Source organism: Burkholderia sp. IMCC1007, assembly GCF_027257875.1.
Taxonomy (GTDB): Bacteria; Pseudomonadota; Gammaproteobacteria; order Burkholderiales; family Burkholderiaceae; genus Burkholderia.
Genome location: NZ_JAPVQY010000010.1, coordinates 58400 through 72387 on the forward strand (window position 1 = coordinate 58400; position 13988 = coordinate 72387).

Here is a 13988-nt window from a genome sequence, read left to right on the forward strand (position 1 = left end):
GAACCGCGCGCGCCGGCCCGCCGGCCGCGCGCGGGACCAGAGTCACGCCATGAAGCTCGAACACCCGGACCGCCTGATGAACCGCACGCCCCTCTCGCTCGCCGCGCTCGAAACGCACGACGCGTTCGCCGAACGCCACATCGGCCCCGACGCCGCCAGCCAGCAGGCCATGCTCGACACGCTCGGCTTCGCGTCGCGCGCCGCCCTGATGGATGCCGTGATCCCGGCCTCGATCCGCCGCGCCGAAACGCTGCCGCTCGGCCCGTTCGCGCAACCGAAGAGCGAGGCCGAAGCCCTCGCCGCGCTGCGCGCCCTCGCGGACAAGAACCAGGTGTTCCGCTCGTATATCGGCCAGGGCTACCACGACACGCATACGCCGGCCGTGATCCTGCGCAACGTGCTCGAAAACCCGGCGTGGTACACGGCTTACACGCCGTACCAGCCCGAAATTTCCCAGGGTCGCCTCGAGGCGCTCCTGAACTTCCAGCAGATGGTCGCCGACCTCACGGGTCTCGCGATCTCGAACGCGTCGCTGCTCGACGAAGCGACCGCCGCAGCCGAAGCGATGACGCTGCTGCAACGCACCGGCAAGCCGAAGTCGAACGTGTTCTACGTCGCCGACGACGTGCTGCCGCAAACGCTTGAAGTGATCCGCACGCGCGCGCTGCCGGTCGGCATCGAAGTGAAGACCGGCCCGGCCGCCGACGCCGCGCAGGCGAACGCGTTCGGCGTGCTGCTGCAGTACCCGGGCGTGAACGGCGACGTGCGCGACTACCGCGCGCTCACCGAAGCGATCCATGCAGCCGGCGGCCATGTGGTCGTCGCGGCCGACCTGCTCGCGCTGACCGTGCTCACGCCGCCCGGCGAATGGGGCGCGGACGTCGCAGTCGGCAACACGCAGCGCTTCGGCGTGCCGATGGGCTTCGGCGGCCCGCACGCCGCGTATCTCGCGGTGCGTGACGAATTCAAGCGCCAGATGCCGGGCCGCCTCGTCGGCGTGACGGTCGACGCGCAGGGCAAGCCCGCGCTGCGCCTCGCGCTGCAGACGCGCGAACAACACATCCGCCGCGAAAAGGCGACATCGAACGTGTGTACCGCGCAGGCGCTGCTCGCGATCATGGCGAGCATGTACGCGGTGTACCACGGCCCGCACGGCCTGAAGACGATCGCGCTGCGCGTGAACCGCATCGCGGCGCTGTTCGGCGCCGGCGTGAAGCAGCTCGGCTTCGCGCCCGTCAACGACACGTTCTTCGACACGCTGACGATCGATACCGGCGCGCGCACCGCGCAGGTCCATGAACTCGCGAAGGCGAAGCGCATCAACCTGCGCCGCGTGAGCGACACGCAAGTCGGCGTGTCGGTCGACGAAACGACGACCCGCGACGACCTCGCCGATCTCCTCGCCGTGTTCGCACAGGCAGCCGGCGGCACCGCGCCGAGCGTCGACGCGCTGGACGCAGGCCTGGCCGGCGTCGCCGCGCTGCCGGCCGGCCTCGAGCGCACGAGCGCGTACCTGACGCACCACGTGTTCAATCGTCACCATTCCGAAACCGAAATGCTGCGCTACCTGCGCAGCCTGTCGGACAAGGATCTCGCGCTCGACCGCTCGATGATCCCGCTCGGCTCGTGCACGATGAAGCTGAACGCGACGTCGGAAATGCTGCCCGTCACGTGGCCGGAATTCGGCCGGATCCACCCGTTCGCACCGGCCGAGCAGACCGTCGGCTACCGCGAGATGATCGACCAGCTCGAGCAGATGCTCGTCGCGGCCACCGGCTACGCGGCCGTGTCGCTGCAGCCGAACGCCGGCTCGCAAGGCGAGTACGCGGGCCTGCTGATCATCCACGCTTACCACGCATCGCGCGGCGAAGCGCATCGCGACGTGTGCCTGATCCCGGCGTCCGCGCACGGCACGAACCCGGCGTCCGCGCACATGGCCGGCATGAAGGTCGTGGTCGTCGCGTGCGACGCGCAGGGCAACGTCGACATCGACGACCTGAAGGCGAAGGCCGAACAGCATTCGAACGACCTCGCGGCGATCATGATCACGTATCCGTCGACGCACGGCGTGTTCGAGCAGAACGTCCGCGAGATCTGCGAGATCGTCCATGCGCACGGCGGCCAGGTGTACGTCGACGGCGCGAACATGAACGCGATGGTCGGCCTGACCGCGCCGGGCCAGTTCGGCGGCGACGTGTCGCACCTGAACCTGCACAAGACCTTCTGCATCCCGCACGGCGGCGGCGGCCCGGGCGTCGGTCCGGTCGCAGTCGGCGCGCACCTCGCGAAGTTCCTGCCGAACCAGCGTTCGACCGGCTACACGCGTGCGGAAGACGGCATCGGCGCGGTGTCGGCCGCACCTTATGGCTCGGCGTCGATCCTGCCGATCTCGTGGATGTACATCGCGATGATGGGCGCGAAGAACCTGACCGCCGCCACCGAAACCGCGATCCTCAACGCGAACTACATCGCGAAGCGCCTCGCGCCGCACTACCCGGTGCTGTATTCGGGCCCGGGCGGGCTGGTCGCGCACGAGTGCATTCTCGACCTGCGTCCGATCAAGGAAACGAGCGGCATCAGCGTCGACGACGTCGCGAAGCGCCTGATGGACTACGGCTTCCACGCGCCGACGATGAGCTTCCCGGTGCCGGGCACGCTGATGGTCGAGCCGACCGAATCGGAATCGCAGGAAGAACTCGACCGCTTCATCGCCGCGATGATCGCGATCCGCGAGGAAATCCGCGCGGTCGAGGAAGGCCGCGCCGATCGCGAGGACAACCCGCTGCGCCACGCGCCGCACACGGCCGCCGTCGTCACCGCGAACGAATGGCCGCACGCGTACTCGCGCGAGCAGGCGGCTTACCCGGTCGCGTCGCTGGGCACGAACAAGTACTGGCCGCCGGTCGGCCGTGCGGACAACGCGTATGGCGACCGCAACCTGTTCTGCTCGTGCGTGCCGATGTCGGACTACGCATAACGCCCGCTGCACACCGGAGTCCGCCCGTGACCACACCGCACGCAACCGCCGGTTGCGTGCGGTTTTGCGTTCATCTCCCGACCATCCGGTTCACGCGCGTCCGCCAATCCGGCTAACATCAAACGCGATCCAGCCAATCAAGGAGTTCCGCATGGTGCGTCCGATGTTTCCGGGCCATGGTGCAGTGCCGAAGCGCGCGCGCACGCGCCGTTTCGCGCCGCTGCTCGTCGCGTCGCTGTCGTTTGCCGCTGCCGGCCTCGGCGCGGCCGGCAATGCGCATGCCGCGATGAATTTCTGCGCGGCGCCTGCATTGCAGGCCAGCGAGACGACGCAGGCCGAGCCGGGCGTGCAGGCGCTGATCCGCAGCGTCGACGCGCACATCGGCGACCAGCCGAAGGCGATGGCGCGCGTGCACACCGAGGGCACGCTGCCGCACGAAGGCATCTACGACCAGAGTGCCGAAGCGCTGAAGGACATGGAGCTGATGCGCGACGCCGCGCTCGCATGGCGAGTAACCAATGCGCCGCGCTATCTGCAGCTCGTCGACCGCTTCCTGTCCGCGTGGGTCTCGACTTACCAGCCGAGCTTCAACCCGATCGACGAGACGCGCTTCGACAGCCTGATCGTTGCGTACGACATGACGGCGAGCGCGCTGCCGGTCAAGACGCGCAACGCGACCGCTGCGTTCATCGCGAAGCTGGGCGCCGGCTACGTCGCGCAGGTGGACGCGCAGAAGCGGCCGCTCACCGGCACGTGGCGCAACAACTGGCAGAGCCACCGGATCAAGCTGATCGCGCTGTCCGCGTTCACGCTCGGCGACCGCAAGATGATGAACGCCGCGCAGCGGCTGTTCGTCGAGCATCTCGCGGACAACATCGGCCCGGACGGCAAGACCTGGGATTTCGACGAACGCGATGCGCTGCATTACGCGGTGTACGACCTGCAGCCGCTGGTGACGGCCGCGCTGGCCGCGCGCCGCTTCAACCGCAACTGGCTGCGCGAGCGCGGCGCGAACCGCGCGACGCTCGCGGCGGCGCTCGACTGGCTCGTGCCGTACGCGCTCGGCGAGAAGACGCACGAGGAATTCGTGAATTCGCCGGTGCCGTTCGACGCGAAACGTCGCGAAGCCGGCTTGCCCGGCTACACGGGGCAGTGGGACCCGAAAAACGCCACCGAACTCTTTCATCTGGCCGCGCGGCTCGACGGGCGCTATGCCCGCGTCGCGCGACAGCTATCCCCCATGCCGCCCGCATGGCTCGCCGCGTGCCTGCCATTGCAGGCGCGCTAGCACCATTCTTATAGCAAGGCAGGAATCTAAATGGCAGTCAGCGTGTTTGACCTCTTCAAGATCGGCATCGGTCCGTCCAGTTCGCATACGGTCGGACCGATGCGCGCAGCGCTGATGTTCGTCCAGGGCCTCGAGCGCGACGGGTTGCTCGACGCGACGGCGCACGTGAAGGTCGAGCTGTACGGCTCGCTCGGCGCAACCGGCAAGGGCCACGGCACCGACCGCGGCGTGATGCTCGGCCTGCTCGGCGACGCGCCCGACACCGTCGACCCCGAGACGATCGACGCGCGGCTCGAAGACGTGCGCACGTCGAAGCAGCTCGCGCTGCTCGGCACGCACCCGGTGCCGTTCGTGCTGAAGGAGAACATCGCGTTCTACCGGCAGGCGCTGCCCGAGCATCCGAACGGGATGAAGCTGCGCGCATCCGACGCGAACGGCACGGTGCTGGTCGAGCGCACCTACCTGTCGGTCGGCGGCGGCTTCGTCGTGACGGCCGGCGCGCCGAACACGAAGGTGCTGAGCGCGGCCGAGCAGATGACGCATCCGTTTCGCACCGGCGCCGAGCTGCTCGCGCTGACCGAGTCGACCGGCAAGTCGATCGCGCAGCTGATGTGGGAAAACGAGCGCGCGTGGCACACCGAGGAAGAAACGCGCGACGGGCTGTTGAAGATCTGGGCCGTGATGCAGTCGTGCGTGTCGCGCGGCTGCGGGATCGGCAACCCGGAGGCCGACGGCAACCTGCCCGGCCCGTTCCAGGTCAAGCGCCGCGCACCGCAGCTGTATCGCGCGCTGACGGGCAACCCGGAGCGCGCGCTGCAGGATCCGCTGTCGATGGTCGACTGGATCAACCTGTACGCAATCGCCGTCAACGAGGAAAACGCGGCCGGCGGCCGTGTGGTCACCGCGCCGACCAACGGCGCGGCCGGCATCATCCCGGCCGTGCTGCACTACTACACGCGCTTCTCGCCGGGCGCGAACGAGCAGGGCGTGATCGACTTCCTGCTGACGGCCGCCGCGATCGGCATCCTGTACAAGCTCAACGCGTCGATTTCGGGCGCGGAAGTGGGCTGCCAAGGTGAAGTGGGCGTCGCGTGCTCGATGGCGGCCGGCGCGCTCGCAGCTGTGCTCGGCGGCACGCCGCGCCAGGTCGAGAACGCGGCCGAGATCGGGATGGAGCACAACCTCGGCCTGACCTGCGATCCGGTCGGCGGGATGGTGCAGATTCCGTGCATCGAGCGCAACGCGATGGCATCGGTGAAGGCCGTCAACGCGGCGCGCATGGCGCTGCGCGGCGACGGATCGCACTACGTGTCGCTCGACTCGGTGATCAAGACGATGCGCGAGACGGGCGCCGACATGAAGACGAAGTACAAGGAAACGTCGCGCGGCGGCCTCGCGGTGAATATCGTCGAGTGCTGATGCCGAATCCGGCGGTAACGCGGGACGGATCGATGCCCGCATTACCGCCGGACGCGGCAACGGACGCTAAGCGTTCAGCCAGTTCTCGACCCGCAGCCCCGGGTAGCTCGCAAAATCGCGCTCGTTGTTCGTCACGAGCGCGACATCGAGCGACACCGCATGAGCGGCGATCAATTTGTCGAGATGATCCTTCTTCCGCTCGCGGGTCGCCTCGCGGACCGGACCGTACGCTTGCGCAGCCGCAACGTCGAACGGCGCCACCGGGATATCGCCAATCAACGCAGCCAGATTGCGCCGCTCCCGCGCAGGGCTCGCACACACCGCGACGCCGTACTCGAGTTCGGCATAGGTGATCGCCGACATCACCACATCCCCGGTGTAACACTGCGCGAACCGCCGCGCGACCTGCGCCGGCTGATTCCTCATCAAATAGATGCACATGTTGGTGTCGAGCATGTAGCGCGGCATCACAAACCCTCGCGTTCGGCCTGCTCTTGGTCATCACGCCCGTCGGCCATGAAGTCCGGGCCGAATCTCGCGAACTTCTCGAGCACATGAGTCAACGGCTGCCGCGCCGGCCGGATACGAATTTCGTCCCCGATGCGCTCGATTTCCAGTTCGATATCGCTGCGCTCATAGGCCAGATCCGCGGGAATACGCACGGCCTGGGAATTGCCGTTCCGGAATACCCTCGTGGTATGCATGTCGATCTCCGCTCGGATGTACATAGGATGTACATTAGACGATGCGGTCGGTGATGTAAATCCATGTATGTACATAAACCTCCCGATGGTGTTCCGTTCGCCCAGCGCACCGAGCGCGCGCCGCCAACGGCTCCCGTTCCGACACTTTTCGCCCGCCGGCGTGCCGGCGCCCCGCCAACCGGCGTAAGCTATACGTCCCGCTACCCAGGGAGACGGCAGCCCATGTCGCATTCCAAGGATCTCGAGCCGCGCGCCACCACCGGCGCACGACTGCTCGTCGATGCGTTGCTCGCCAATCACGTCGAACGCGCGTTCTGCGTGCCGGGCGAGAGCTTCCTCGCCGTACTCGATGCGCTCGCGGACGACACCGCGCGCATCCAGACGGTCGTCTGCCGCCACGAGGCGGCGGCCGCGAACATGGCGGAGGCGATCGGCAAGCTGACCGGCCGCCCCGGCATCGCATTCGTCACGCGCGGGCCCGGCGCGACCCATGCATCGATCGGCGTGCACACCGCGTTCCAGGATTCCACGCCGATGATCCTGTTCGTCGGCCAGTGCGCACGCGAGCACCTCGACCGCGAAGCCTTCCAGGAAATCGACTACCGCCGGATGTTCGGCCAGATGGCCAAATGGGTCGCGCAGATCGACGACCCGCGCCGCATTCCCGAATACCTGAGCCATGCGTTCCACGTCGCGACCTCCGGCCGGCCCGGCCCGGTCGTGATCGCGCTGCCCGAAGACGTGCTGTCCGAACCGTGCGCGCCGCAGCCGGTCGCACCGGCCGCGAAACGCATCGCGGCGTCGCCGTCGGCCGCGCAGCTCGACGAACTGCGCGAACGGCTCGCGCGCGCCGAGCGGCCGTTCGCGATCGTCGGCGGCAGCGGCTGGACGCCCGATGCGTGCGCGAACCTGCGCACCTTCATCGAGCGCTGGCAGCTGCCGGTCGCATGCGCGTTCCGCTTCCAGGACACGTTCGACAACGCGCATCCGAACTACGCAGGCGACGTCGGCCTCGGGATCAATCCGGCGCTCGGCAAGCGCATCCGCGATGCCGACCTGCTGCTGGTGCTCGGGCCGCGCCTGGGCGAAGCGACGACGGGCGGCTACACGCTGCTCGACATCCCGAAGACCCGCCAGACGCTGATCCACGTGCATCAGGGCGCGGACGAGCTCGGCCGCGTGTATGCGGCGGACTTGCCGATCGTATCGGGGATGCCCGAGATCGCGGCGCCGCTCGCCGCGCTCGAACCGCCGGCACAGCCGGCGTGGGCCGGCACTGCCGCCGACGCGCATCGCGCGTATCGCGAATGGCATGCGCCGCTGCCGATGCCGGGCGACGTCCAGCTCGGCGACGTGATGGTGCAGCTGCGCGAGCGCCTGCCGCACGACGCGATCCTGACCAACGGCGCCGGCAACTACGCGATCTGGTTGCATCGCCACTTCGCGTACCGGCACTTCCGGTCGCAGCTCGCGCCGACCAGCGGCGCGATGGGCTACGGGCTGCCGGCCGCACTGGCCGCGAAGTCGCTGTACCCGTCGCGCGCCGTTGTCGCGCTCGCCGGCGACGGCTGCTTCATGATGGCCGGCAGCGAGTTCGCGACCGCGATGCAGTACGGGCTGAACATCGTCGCCATCGTCGTCAACAACGGGCATTTCGGCACGATCCGCATGCATCAGGAGCGCAACTATCCGGGCCGCGTGCATGGCACGGGGCTGACGAATCCCGATTTCGCCGCTTATGCGCGCGCGTTCGGCGCGCATGGCGAGACGGTGGAGCGCACCGCGGACTTCGCCCCCGCGCTGGAACGCGCGCTGACCTGCGGGCTGCCGGCGCTGATCGAGATCCGCATTCCGCAGGACGCCAGCACGCCGGCCGCGACGCTCGAGCAAATCCGCGAACAGGGCCGCCGCGCGCGCGGCGAATGATCGTGGAAATGCGTGCTGCCCCGGCTGGCCCTGCGTTGTCGCACGACGACGCGCTGGCGCACCCCGGCACGCTGCTCGCGCCCGACGGCACGCTCGTCGCGCCGTACGACATCGAGCACGGCAGCGGTCGTGCGGAACGCCACGTACCGGCCGCGCCGGCGCTCGGCCTGCTGCACGCCGCGCAGCGGCCGTTCCGGTTCGACTACGCCCGCGCGACGGACGTGCACGTGATCAACGGGATGGGCGTCGCACTCGGCGACTCGGTGATCGGGCTGACCGCGCTGGCCGCACTGCGCGCCCTGCATCCACGCGTGCGCTTCACGCTGTACCGGCCGGCCCGCGCGCCGCGCTATGTCGACGCGCTGTATGCACTCGCCGCCGACGTCATCGCGCCGTCGCGCCAACTTCCGTGCGCCGTCGAAACGCTGCCCGCCCGCGCGCCGTGCATCGATCTCGGCAATCATCTGTACTGGCCCGCATTCGCGCGGCTGCCGATGGTCGACTTCTTTCTGGATGCGCTCGGCGCAGATCCGGCCGCGGTGCCGGCCGCCGCGAAGCGCAATCGCTGGCTCGCGCGGTTGCGCGTGCCCGCGCTGCCGGCCGAATGGCGGCGACCGTACGTGCTGTTCTGCCCGACTGCCAGCACCGCAGTGCGCAGCGTGCCGCCGGCGCTGCGCGCGGCGTTCGTCGAGCGGCTGCTACACCGCTACGGGCTGCCGGTGGTTGGGTTCGGCCCCGTCGCGCATCCTGCCTATGTCGACGTGAGTCGCGACGCGACGGACACCGCGCGCTTCATTGCATGGGTCAAGGGAGCAAGCGTGCTGTTTGCGCCCGACACGGCCGCGCTGCATCTCGCCGACGGCTTCGACGTGCCGACGCTCGGCTGTTTCACGACGATCGCGCCGGCACTGCGCGTGCGCGACTATCCGCACTGCGTGCCCGTCGCGCTCGACGTGCCGGGCGAATTGCACGGACTGCATCGCAGCGAACGGCCGGACGATCTCGCCGCGGTCGAAGCCGCTTACCGCGCAATCGACTGGGACGCGCTGCCGTGGCCGGCCCCGCGCGAAGCGGCTGCCAGCGGCTGACAGCGAAACGGAATGCCGTAGCGGCGTCCCCGCGCCGCCGCATGGCTCACCCGGCAGCCACCATCGCCGCGCGCTCGCGCAGCGTCTCCGACGGCCGCTTGCCGAACAGCCGCCGGTAGTCGGTCGCGAACTGGCTCAGATGCCAGAAACCCCACGCCTCCGCGACATCCTGCACCGAACCCGCCGCCCGCCCGCACAGGTCGCGCCGCGCGCCGTTCAGCCGCAGCGTGCGCAGATAAGTCGCGGGCGCCATGCCGAGCACGTCCTGGAAACAGTACTGCAGCGTGCGCCGGCTCACGTGAAGCTGCTCGCACAGCTCCGGCACGCCGACCGGCCGCGTGCGATGGGCGAGCACGTATTCGCGCGCCTGCTCGACGATCCAGCGCCGCGTCGACGGTGCGCCGCCGGCCCCGTCGTCCCCCGGTTGCGCGCACGCGTCGAACAATGCAGCGAGCACGTCGGCCTGCAGATCGTCGCGCTGCGCGTCCGGCAGCGGGCCGCCCACGGCCGCCGCACCGTCGAGCCGGCGGCCGAGCAGCGCACACAGGCGCGCGAGCCGCGTGTCGCCGACCTGGATCACGTGCTGCGTGAACAGCCGCTCGTCGAGCGCGCGGTGTTCGACCTCCTCCGCATAACGGCGCAGCACGTCGCCGCGCACGACGACGCCGTAGATCGAGAACTGCGCAGGCGTCAGCAATTCGAATTCGACGTTGCCGGGCCGGAACGCGAGCGCGCCGGGCCCGATGCGACATGCATCGACGCGCGCCGTGCCGTCGCTGACCAGCGGCACGCCGAACCAGTACGCATCACCGCGCACCTCGCACGCCTGACGCAGCAGATGGCTGGTCGATTCGCGAAACAGCTTCATCGTGTCGAGCGGCAGCTCGGTCAGCGTGCCGACGAAGCGGCCGGCCGCGAGCTGGTCGTAGGTCTGTCGCCAGCCGATCAGGTTGCGCGCCTGCTCGTCGGCGTCATGCGCGACGCTGACCACGGCCTGGCCGGCCAGCGCGTCGTCACCCTGCGCGCTGCACCGCGTATCTTCGGCCGTCGGCTCGTCGGTGCACTCCACTCGTTGATCCATCGTGTTCTCCTCACCTGCCCGGAACTGCATCCATCACGCAAGTCCCGTGCCGAACCGTGCGGTCCGGCGACAAGCCCGTCATTCCACGCTGTCCGGCCGATGCACGCCATGCGGGCGCACCCTGAGACGGCCTGCGGCGCACCACGCAAGTGCGACATATGCACAGCCGGCGGCTGCGAGGAGCCGCGCAGGCCCGGAGGGCCGGCGGCTACGCGCCCGGCCGCAACCGCACGACGCGCGTGCCGCAGTTGCCGTACGCCTGCGCAACGGCCAGTTCGACGATCGGGCTGGCCGCCGGCCAGGGCGCCGCGTCCGCGTCCTGCAGATCGGTACGCAACGTCGCGCGGCCGTTGATCCGGTAGCGGATGCCGCGCACGAAATCGATGAACAGCAACCCGACGCCGCTGCCGTCGCACGCGAGCGCGTCGATCCGCTCGCCCGCGCCGCGCATCGGCAGCGCGAAGCGCAGCGTCTTCGTGTCGATCACGCGCACGACCGGCCACAGGTCGCCGTTCGCATCGCGCATGCTCTTCACGATGTCGCAACGCACGTGCGCCGGTGCGCCGCTCGTCGCGCCGACGAACATGAACGGCTGGGATTCGACGAACTGCCGCACGCCGATGCTCAGCCGCGTCGTCACGACGTCGCTCATCCGCGCGGCTTCGTCGGCGACGCCGAACCGGTGATGCGCGTCGAGCTCGCCCGCGTGGAACACCGGGTGGCGCGGATAGGATCGGAGCGGTTCTGCCATGCTGGTTTCCGTCGGGTCAATCGGGGCGCGATACGGCTGCCGATGCCGTTACCGATACAGGCCGCCGGCAACGCGCAGCCGATGCCGCGTGTCGGATGTCGAATGTCGAAAACGGCGAAGTGCCGGACGAACGGCCGTCGGCGCATTGCGTCGGTGCGGGCGCCGCTCGACGGCCGGACACGCATCGCCCGACCGTCGAACCCTCCCGGAAACCCGTCACCGACCGCAACGGACCGCAACCGGCAACTTCACCGGCCAGCGTCGCGCTGCCGGCCGGCTCCGGCACTTCGCCGCCTGCTTCAGCGATCAGAAGAACCCGAGCGCCTCGGCCTGGTAGCTGACCAGCAGGCATTTCGTCTGCTGATAGTTCGACAGCGCCATCTTGTGCGTCTCGCGACCGATGCCCGACTGCTTGTAGCCGCCGAACGCCGCGTGCGCGGGGTACAGGTGATAGCAGTTGGTCCACACGCGGCCGGCCTCGACCTCGCGGCCCATCCGGTACGCACGCGTGCCGTTGCGCGTCCACACGCCCGCGCCGAGCCCGTAGAACGTGTCGTTCGCGAGTTCGATCGCTTCCTGCTCGTCCTTGAACGTCATCACCGACGCGACCGGCCCGAAGATCTCTTCCTGGAACACGCGCATCTTGTTGTTGCCGAGCAGCATCGTCGGCTTCACGTAGTAGCCCGTGCCGAGCTCGGCCGCCGGCGCCGTGCGCTCGCCGCCCGTCAGGCATTGCGCGCCTTCGTCGCGGCCGATGTCGATGTACGACAGGATCTTGTCGAGCTGCTGCTGCGATGCCTGCGCGCCGATCATCGTCTGCAGGTCGAGCGGGTGGCCGGACTTGATGCGCTCGACGCGCGCGACGGCCTTCTCGATGAAACGCTCGTAGATCGACTCCTGGATCAGGATCCGCGACGGGCACGTACACACTTCGCCCTGGTTCAGCGCGAACATCGCGAGGCCTTCGAGCGCCTTGTCGAGGAACGCGTCGTCCTGGTCGAGCACGTCGGCGAAGAAGATGTTCGGGCTCTTGCCGCCGAGTTCGACCGTCGACGGGATCAGGCTGTCGGCCGCCGCGTGCAGGATGTGCTTGCCGACCGGCGTCGAACCGGTGAACGCGATCTTCGCGATCCGCTTGCTGGTCGCGAGCGCCTCGCCCGCTTCCTTGCCGAAGCCGTTCACGATGTTGATCGTGCCGGCCGGGAACAGGTCGCCGATCAGCTCCATCAGCACGAGCACCGACGCAGGCGTCTGCTCGGCCGGCTTCATCACCACGCAGCAGCCGGCCGCGAGCGCCGGCGCGAGCTTCCACGCGGCCATCAGCAGCGGGAAGTTCCACGGAATGATCTGCCCGACCACGCCGAGCGGCTCATGGAAGTGATAGGCGACGGTGTTGTCGTCGATCTCGGAGATGCCGCCTTCCTGCGCGCGGATGCAGCCCGCGAAATAGCGGAAGTGGTCGACCGCGAGCGGCAGGTCGGCCGCCATCGTCTCGCGCAGCGGCTTGCCGTTGTCGATCGTCTCGGCCACCGCGAGCAGCTTCAGGTTCTTTTCCATCCGGTCGGCGGCGGCGAGCAGCAGGTTCGCGCGCTCGGCCACCGACGTCTTGCCCCACTTGCGGCGCGCGGCATGCGCGGCGTCGAGGGCGACCTCGATGTCGTCGGCGCTCGAGCGCGGCACGCGGCAAAACGGCTTGCCGTTGATCGGCGACACGTTCTCGAAATACTCGCCCTTCACCGGCGGAACCCACTTGCCGCCGATGTAGTTGTCGTACTGCTGACGGTACGGATATTCGACGTCGAGGCCCAGTTGTTTCAGGTCAAACGGGTTCATACATGTCTCCTGTTCATCGTGCTTGGCTTGTGTGAATACAGCGCCGGTTGGATCGCGCTGCACCCTTTACGCAACATGCGTGCCAAACGGAGCCGACCTCGAACAGGAGCGGCGCGCCCGGCCGCTCGCGGCAGGCGCGGCTCGCGCGCGACGAACGGGTGTGTCGATTCTGAACACCGCGCCGGCGCATCGGCGCGGCAGGTGTTCGGATTTTCCACAGTGCCGATGCGCGGCGGCGCACCGCGGGTGATGCTGCTGCGTGGCATGTCGCTTGCGTGCGGCCTAGGTATTTGCACGCATCCGCCACACACCGACCGACACCATGAACGACCCCGGCCCCCTGAGCGACGACGCCATCGCGTTCATCCGCGAGCAGGCATTCCTGATCGTCGCGACCGCCAATACGGCGGGCGACAGCGACTGTTCGTACCGCGGCCGGCAGCCGCGCGCGGACGGTTCGTTCTGCCCGCTCGTCGACCTGCCCGATCGCCGCACGCTGGTGCTGCCCGATTTCGCGGGCAACAACCTGTTCAACACGATCGGCAACCTGCTCGTGAATCCGGCAATCGCGCTGCTGTTCGTGGATTTCGTCAGGCAGACGACGTGGCTCGTGCAGGGACGCGCAATGATCGACGAGGATGCGGGAAGCCATGCGCATCTGTGGCCCGCTGCACTGCGTTATGTGGTCGTTGAAGTGGAGCGCGCGCACGCGCGGACCGACGAGGCGCTGCCGCCGCTCGTGCTCGCGTGATGCGCGTCGTTCTCGCGCTTTGCCGCGGTCGAAACGGAGCCGCCGATATTGCGTTGCGACGGCTCGTACTCACGTGATGCGGCGAGTCGACCATCGGTACGGCGGCGCGACGCAACGCCTGACTGCTCGAAGGACGATTCGCGCACAAAGCGGATCGTCAATGCCCGGTT

The 13988-nt window shown here is 68.7% G+C and carries 11 protein-coding genes; 6 read left to right on the forward strand and 5 right to left on the reverse strand.

Annotated elements, in window-relative coordinates:
* Window positions 1-49 precede the first annotated feature (49 nt).
* From gcvP to O1Q03_RS12410, 3 genes are all read left to right on the forward strand, one after another.
* Entirely contained in the window at window positions 50-2977 is a 2928-nt protein-coding gene (gene gcvP / locus O1Q03_RS12400; protein ID WP_269503780.1) for an aminomethyl-transferring glycine dehydrogenase, read from the forward strand.
* Window positions 2978-3128: 151 nt separating this feature from the next.
* On the forward strand, window positions 3129-4265 hold the full coding sequence (locus O1Q03_RS12405; protein WP_269503782.1) for an alginate lyase family protein: 1137 nt from the start codon (window positions 3129-3131) through the stop codon (window positions 4263-4265).
* A 30-nt stretch (window positions 4266-4295) separates the two neighbouring features.
* Window positions 4296-5684 carry an L-serine ammonia-lyase gene (locus O1Q03_RS12410; RefSeq protein WP_269503783.1) on the forward strand — a complete coding sequence of 463 codons (1389 nt, stop codon included), beginning with the start codon at window positions 4296-4298 and terminating at the stop codon, window positions 5682-5684.
* Window positions 5685-5750: 66 nt separating this feature from the next.
* Here the strand turns inward: O1Q03_RS12410 and O1Q03_RS12415 are convergent, their stop codons facing one another.
* Both O1Q03_RS12415 and vapB read right to left on the reverse strand, forming a co-directional pair.
* Complete coding sequence (locus tag O1Q03_RS12415) at window positions 5751-6152, reverse strand: type II toxin-antitoxin system VapC family toxin (protein WP_269503784.1); 402 nt, start codon at window positions 6150-6152, stop codon at window positions 5751-5753.
* A complete protein-coding gene (gene vapB, locus O1Q03_RS12420) occupies window positions 6152-6388 on the reverse strand; it encodes a type II toxin-antitoxin system VapB family antitoxin (protein ID WP_269503786.1) in 237 nt (78 codons plus the stop codon). The genes O1Q03_RS12415 and vapB overlap by 1 nt, the downstream gene beginning before the upstream one ends.
* 222 nt (window positions 6389-6610) lie before the next feature.
* On the opposite strand from vapB, the gene O1Q03_RS12425 reads away from it, so the two are divergent.
* Entirely contained in the window at window positions 6611-8314 is a 1704-nt protein-coding gene (locus O1Q03_RS12425) for a thiamine pyrophosphate-binding protein (RefSeq protein ID WP_269503787.1), read from the forward strand.
* Entirely contained in the window at window positions 8311-9402 is a 1092-nt protein-coding gene (locus O1Q03_RS12430) for an ADP-heptose--LPS heptosyltransferase (RefSeq protein WP_269503789.1), read from the forward strand. The genes O1Q03_RS12425 and O1Q03_RS12430 overlap by 4 nt, the downstream gene beginning before the upstream one ends.
* A gap of 46 nt (window positions 9403-9448) precedes the next feature.
* On the opposite strand, the gene O1Q03_RS12435 is transcribed toward O1Q03_RS12430, so the two are convergent.
* From O1Q03_RS12435 to exaC, 3 genes are all read right to left on the reverse strand, one after another.
* Window positions 9449-10483, reverse strand: coding sequence for a helix-turn-helix domain-containing protein (locus O1Q03_RS12435; protein WP_269503790.1), 1035 nt, complete (start codon window positions 10481-10483; stop codon window positions 9449-9451).
* Between the two features lie 208 nt (window positions 10484-10691).
* Complete coding sequence (locus tag O1Q03_RS12440; RefSeq protein ID WP_269503792.1) at window positions 10692-11234, reverse strand: hypothetical protein; 543 nt, start codon at window positions 11232-11234, stop codon at window positions 10692-10694.
* Between the two features lie 306 nt (window positions 11235-11540).
* Window positions 11541-13067 carry an acetaldehyde dehydrogenase ExaC gene (exaC, locus tag O1Q03_RS12445; protein WP_269503794.1) on the reverse strand — a complete coding sequence of 509 codons (1527 nt, stop codon included), beginning with the start codon at window positions 13065-13067 and terminating at the stop codon, window positions 11541-11543.
* Window positions 13068-13389: 322 nt separating this feature from the next.
* On the opposite strand from exaC, the gene O1Q03_RS12450 reads away from it, so the two are divergent.
* Complete coding sequence (locus tag O1Q03_RS12450; protein WP_269503795.1) at window positions 13390-13818, forward strand: pyridoxamine 5'-phosphate oxidase family protein; 429 nt, start codon at window positions 13390-13392, stop codon at window positions 13816-13818.
* Window positions 13819-13988 lie beyond the last annotated feature (170 nt).

Coding starts and splice junctions, on each gene's coding strand:
- O1Q03_RS12415 (WP_269503784.1), bottom strand. CDS start 6,152: ATGCCGCGCTACATGCTCGACACCAACATGTGCATCTATTTGATGAGG.
- O1Q03_RS12410 (WP_269503783.1), top strand. CDS start 4,296: ATGGCAGTCAGCGTGTTTGACCTCTTCAAGATCGGCATCGGTCCGTCC.
- gcvP (WP_269503780.1), top strand. CDS start 50: ATGAAGCTCGAACACCCGGACCGCCTGATGAACCGCACGCCCCTCTCG.
- O1Q03_RS12440 (WP_269503792.1), bottom strand. CDS start 11,234: ATGGCAGAACCGCTCCGATCCTATCCGCGCCACCCGGTGTTCCACGCG.
- O1Q03_RS12425 (WP_269503787.1), top strand. CDS start 6,611: ATGTCGCATTCCAAGGATCTCGAGCCGCGCGCCACCACCGGCGCACGA.
- exaC (WP_269503794.1), bottom strand. CDS start 13,067: ATGAACCCGTTTGACCTGAAACAACTGGGCCTCGACGTCGAATATCCG.
- O1Q03_RS12430 (WP_269503789.1), top strand. CDS start 8,311: ATGATCGTGGAAATGCGTGCTGCCCCGGCTGGCCCTGCGTTGTCGCAC.
- O1Q03_RS12405 (WP_269503782.1), top strand. CDS start 3,129: ATGGTGCGTCCGATGTTTCCGGGCCATGGTGCAGTGCCGAAGCGCGCG.
- O1Q03_RS12450 (WP_269503795.1), top strand. CDS start 13,390: ATGAACGACCCCGGCCCCCTGAGCGACGACGCCATCGCGTTCATCCGC.
- vapB (WP_269503786.1), bottom strand. CDS start 6,388: ATGCATACCACGAGGGTATTCCGGAACGGCAATTCCCAGGCCGTGCGT.
- O1Q03_RS12435 (WP_269503790.1), bottom strand. CDS start 10,483: ATGGATCAACGAGTGGAGTGCACCGACGAGCCGACGGCCGAAGATACG.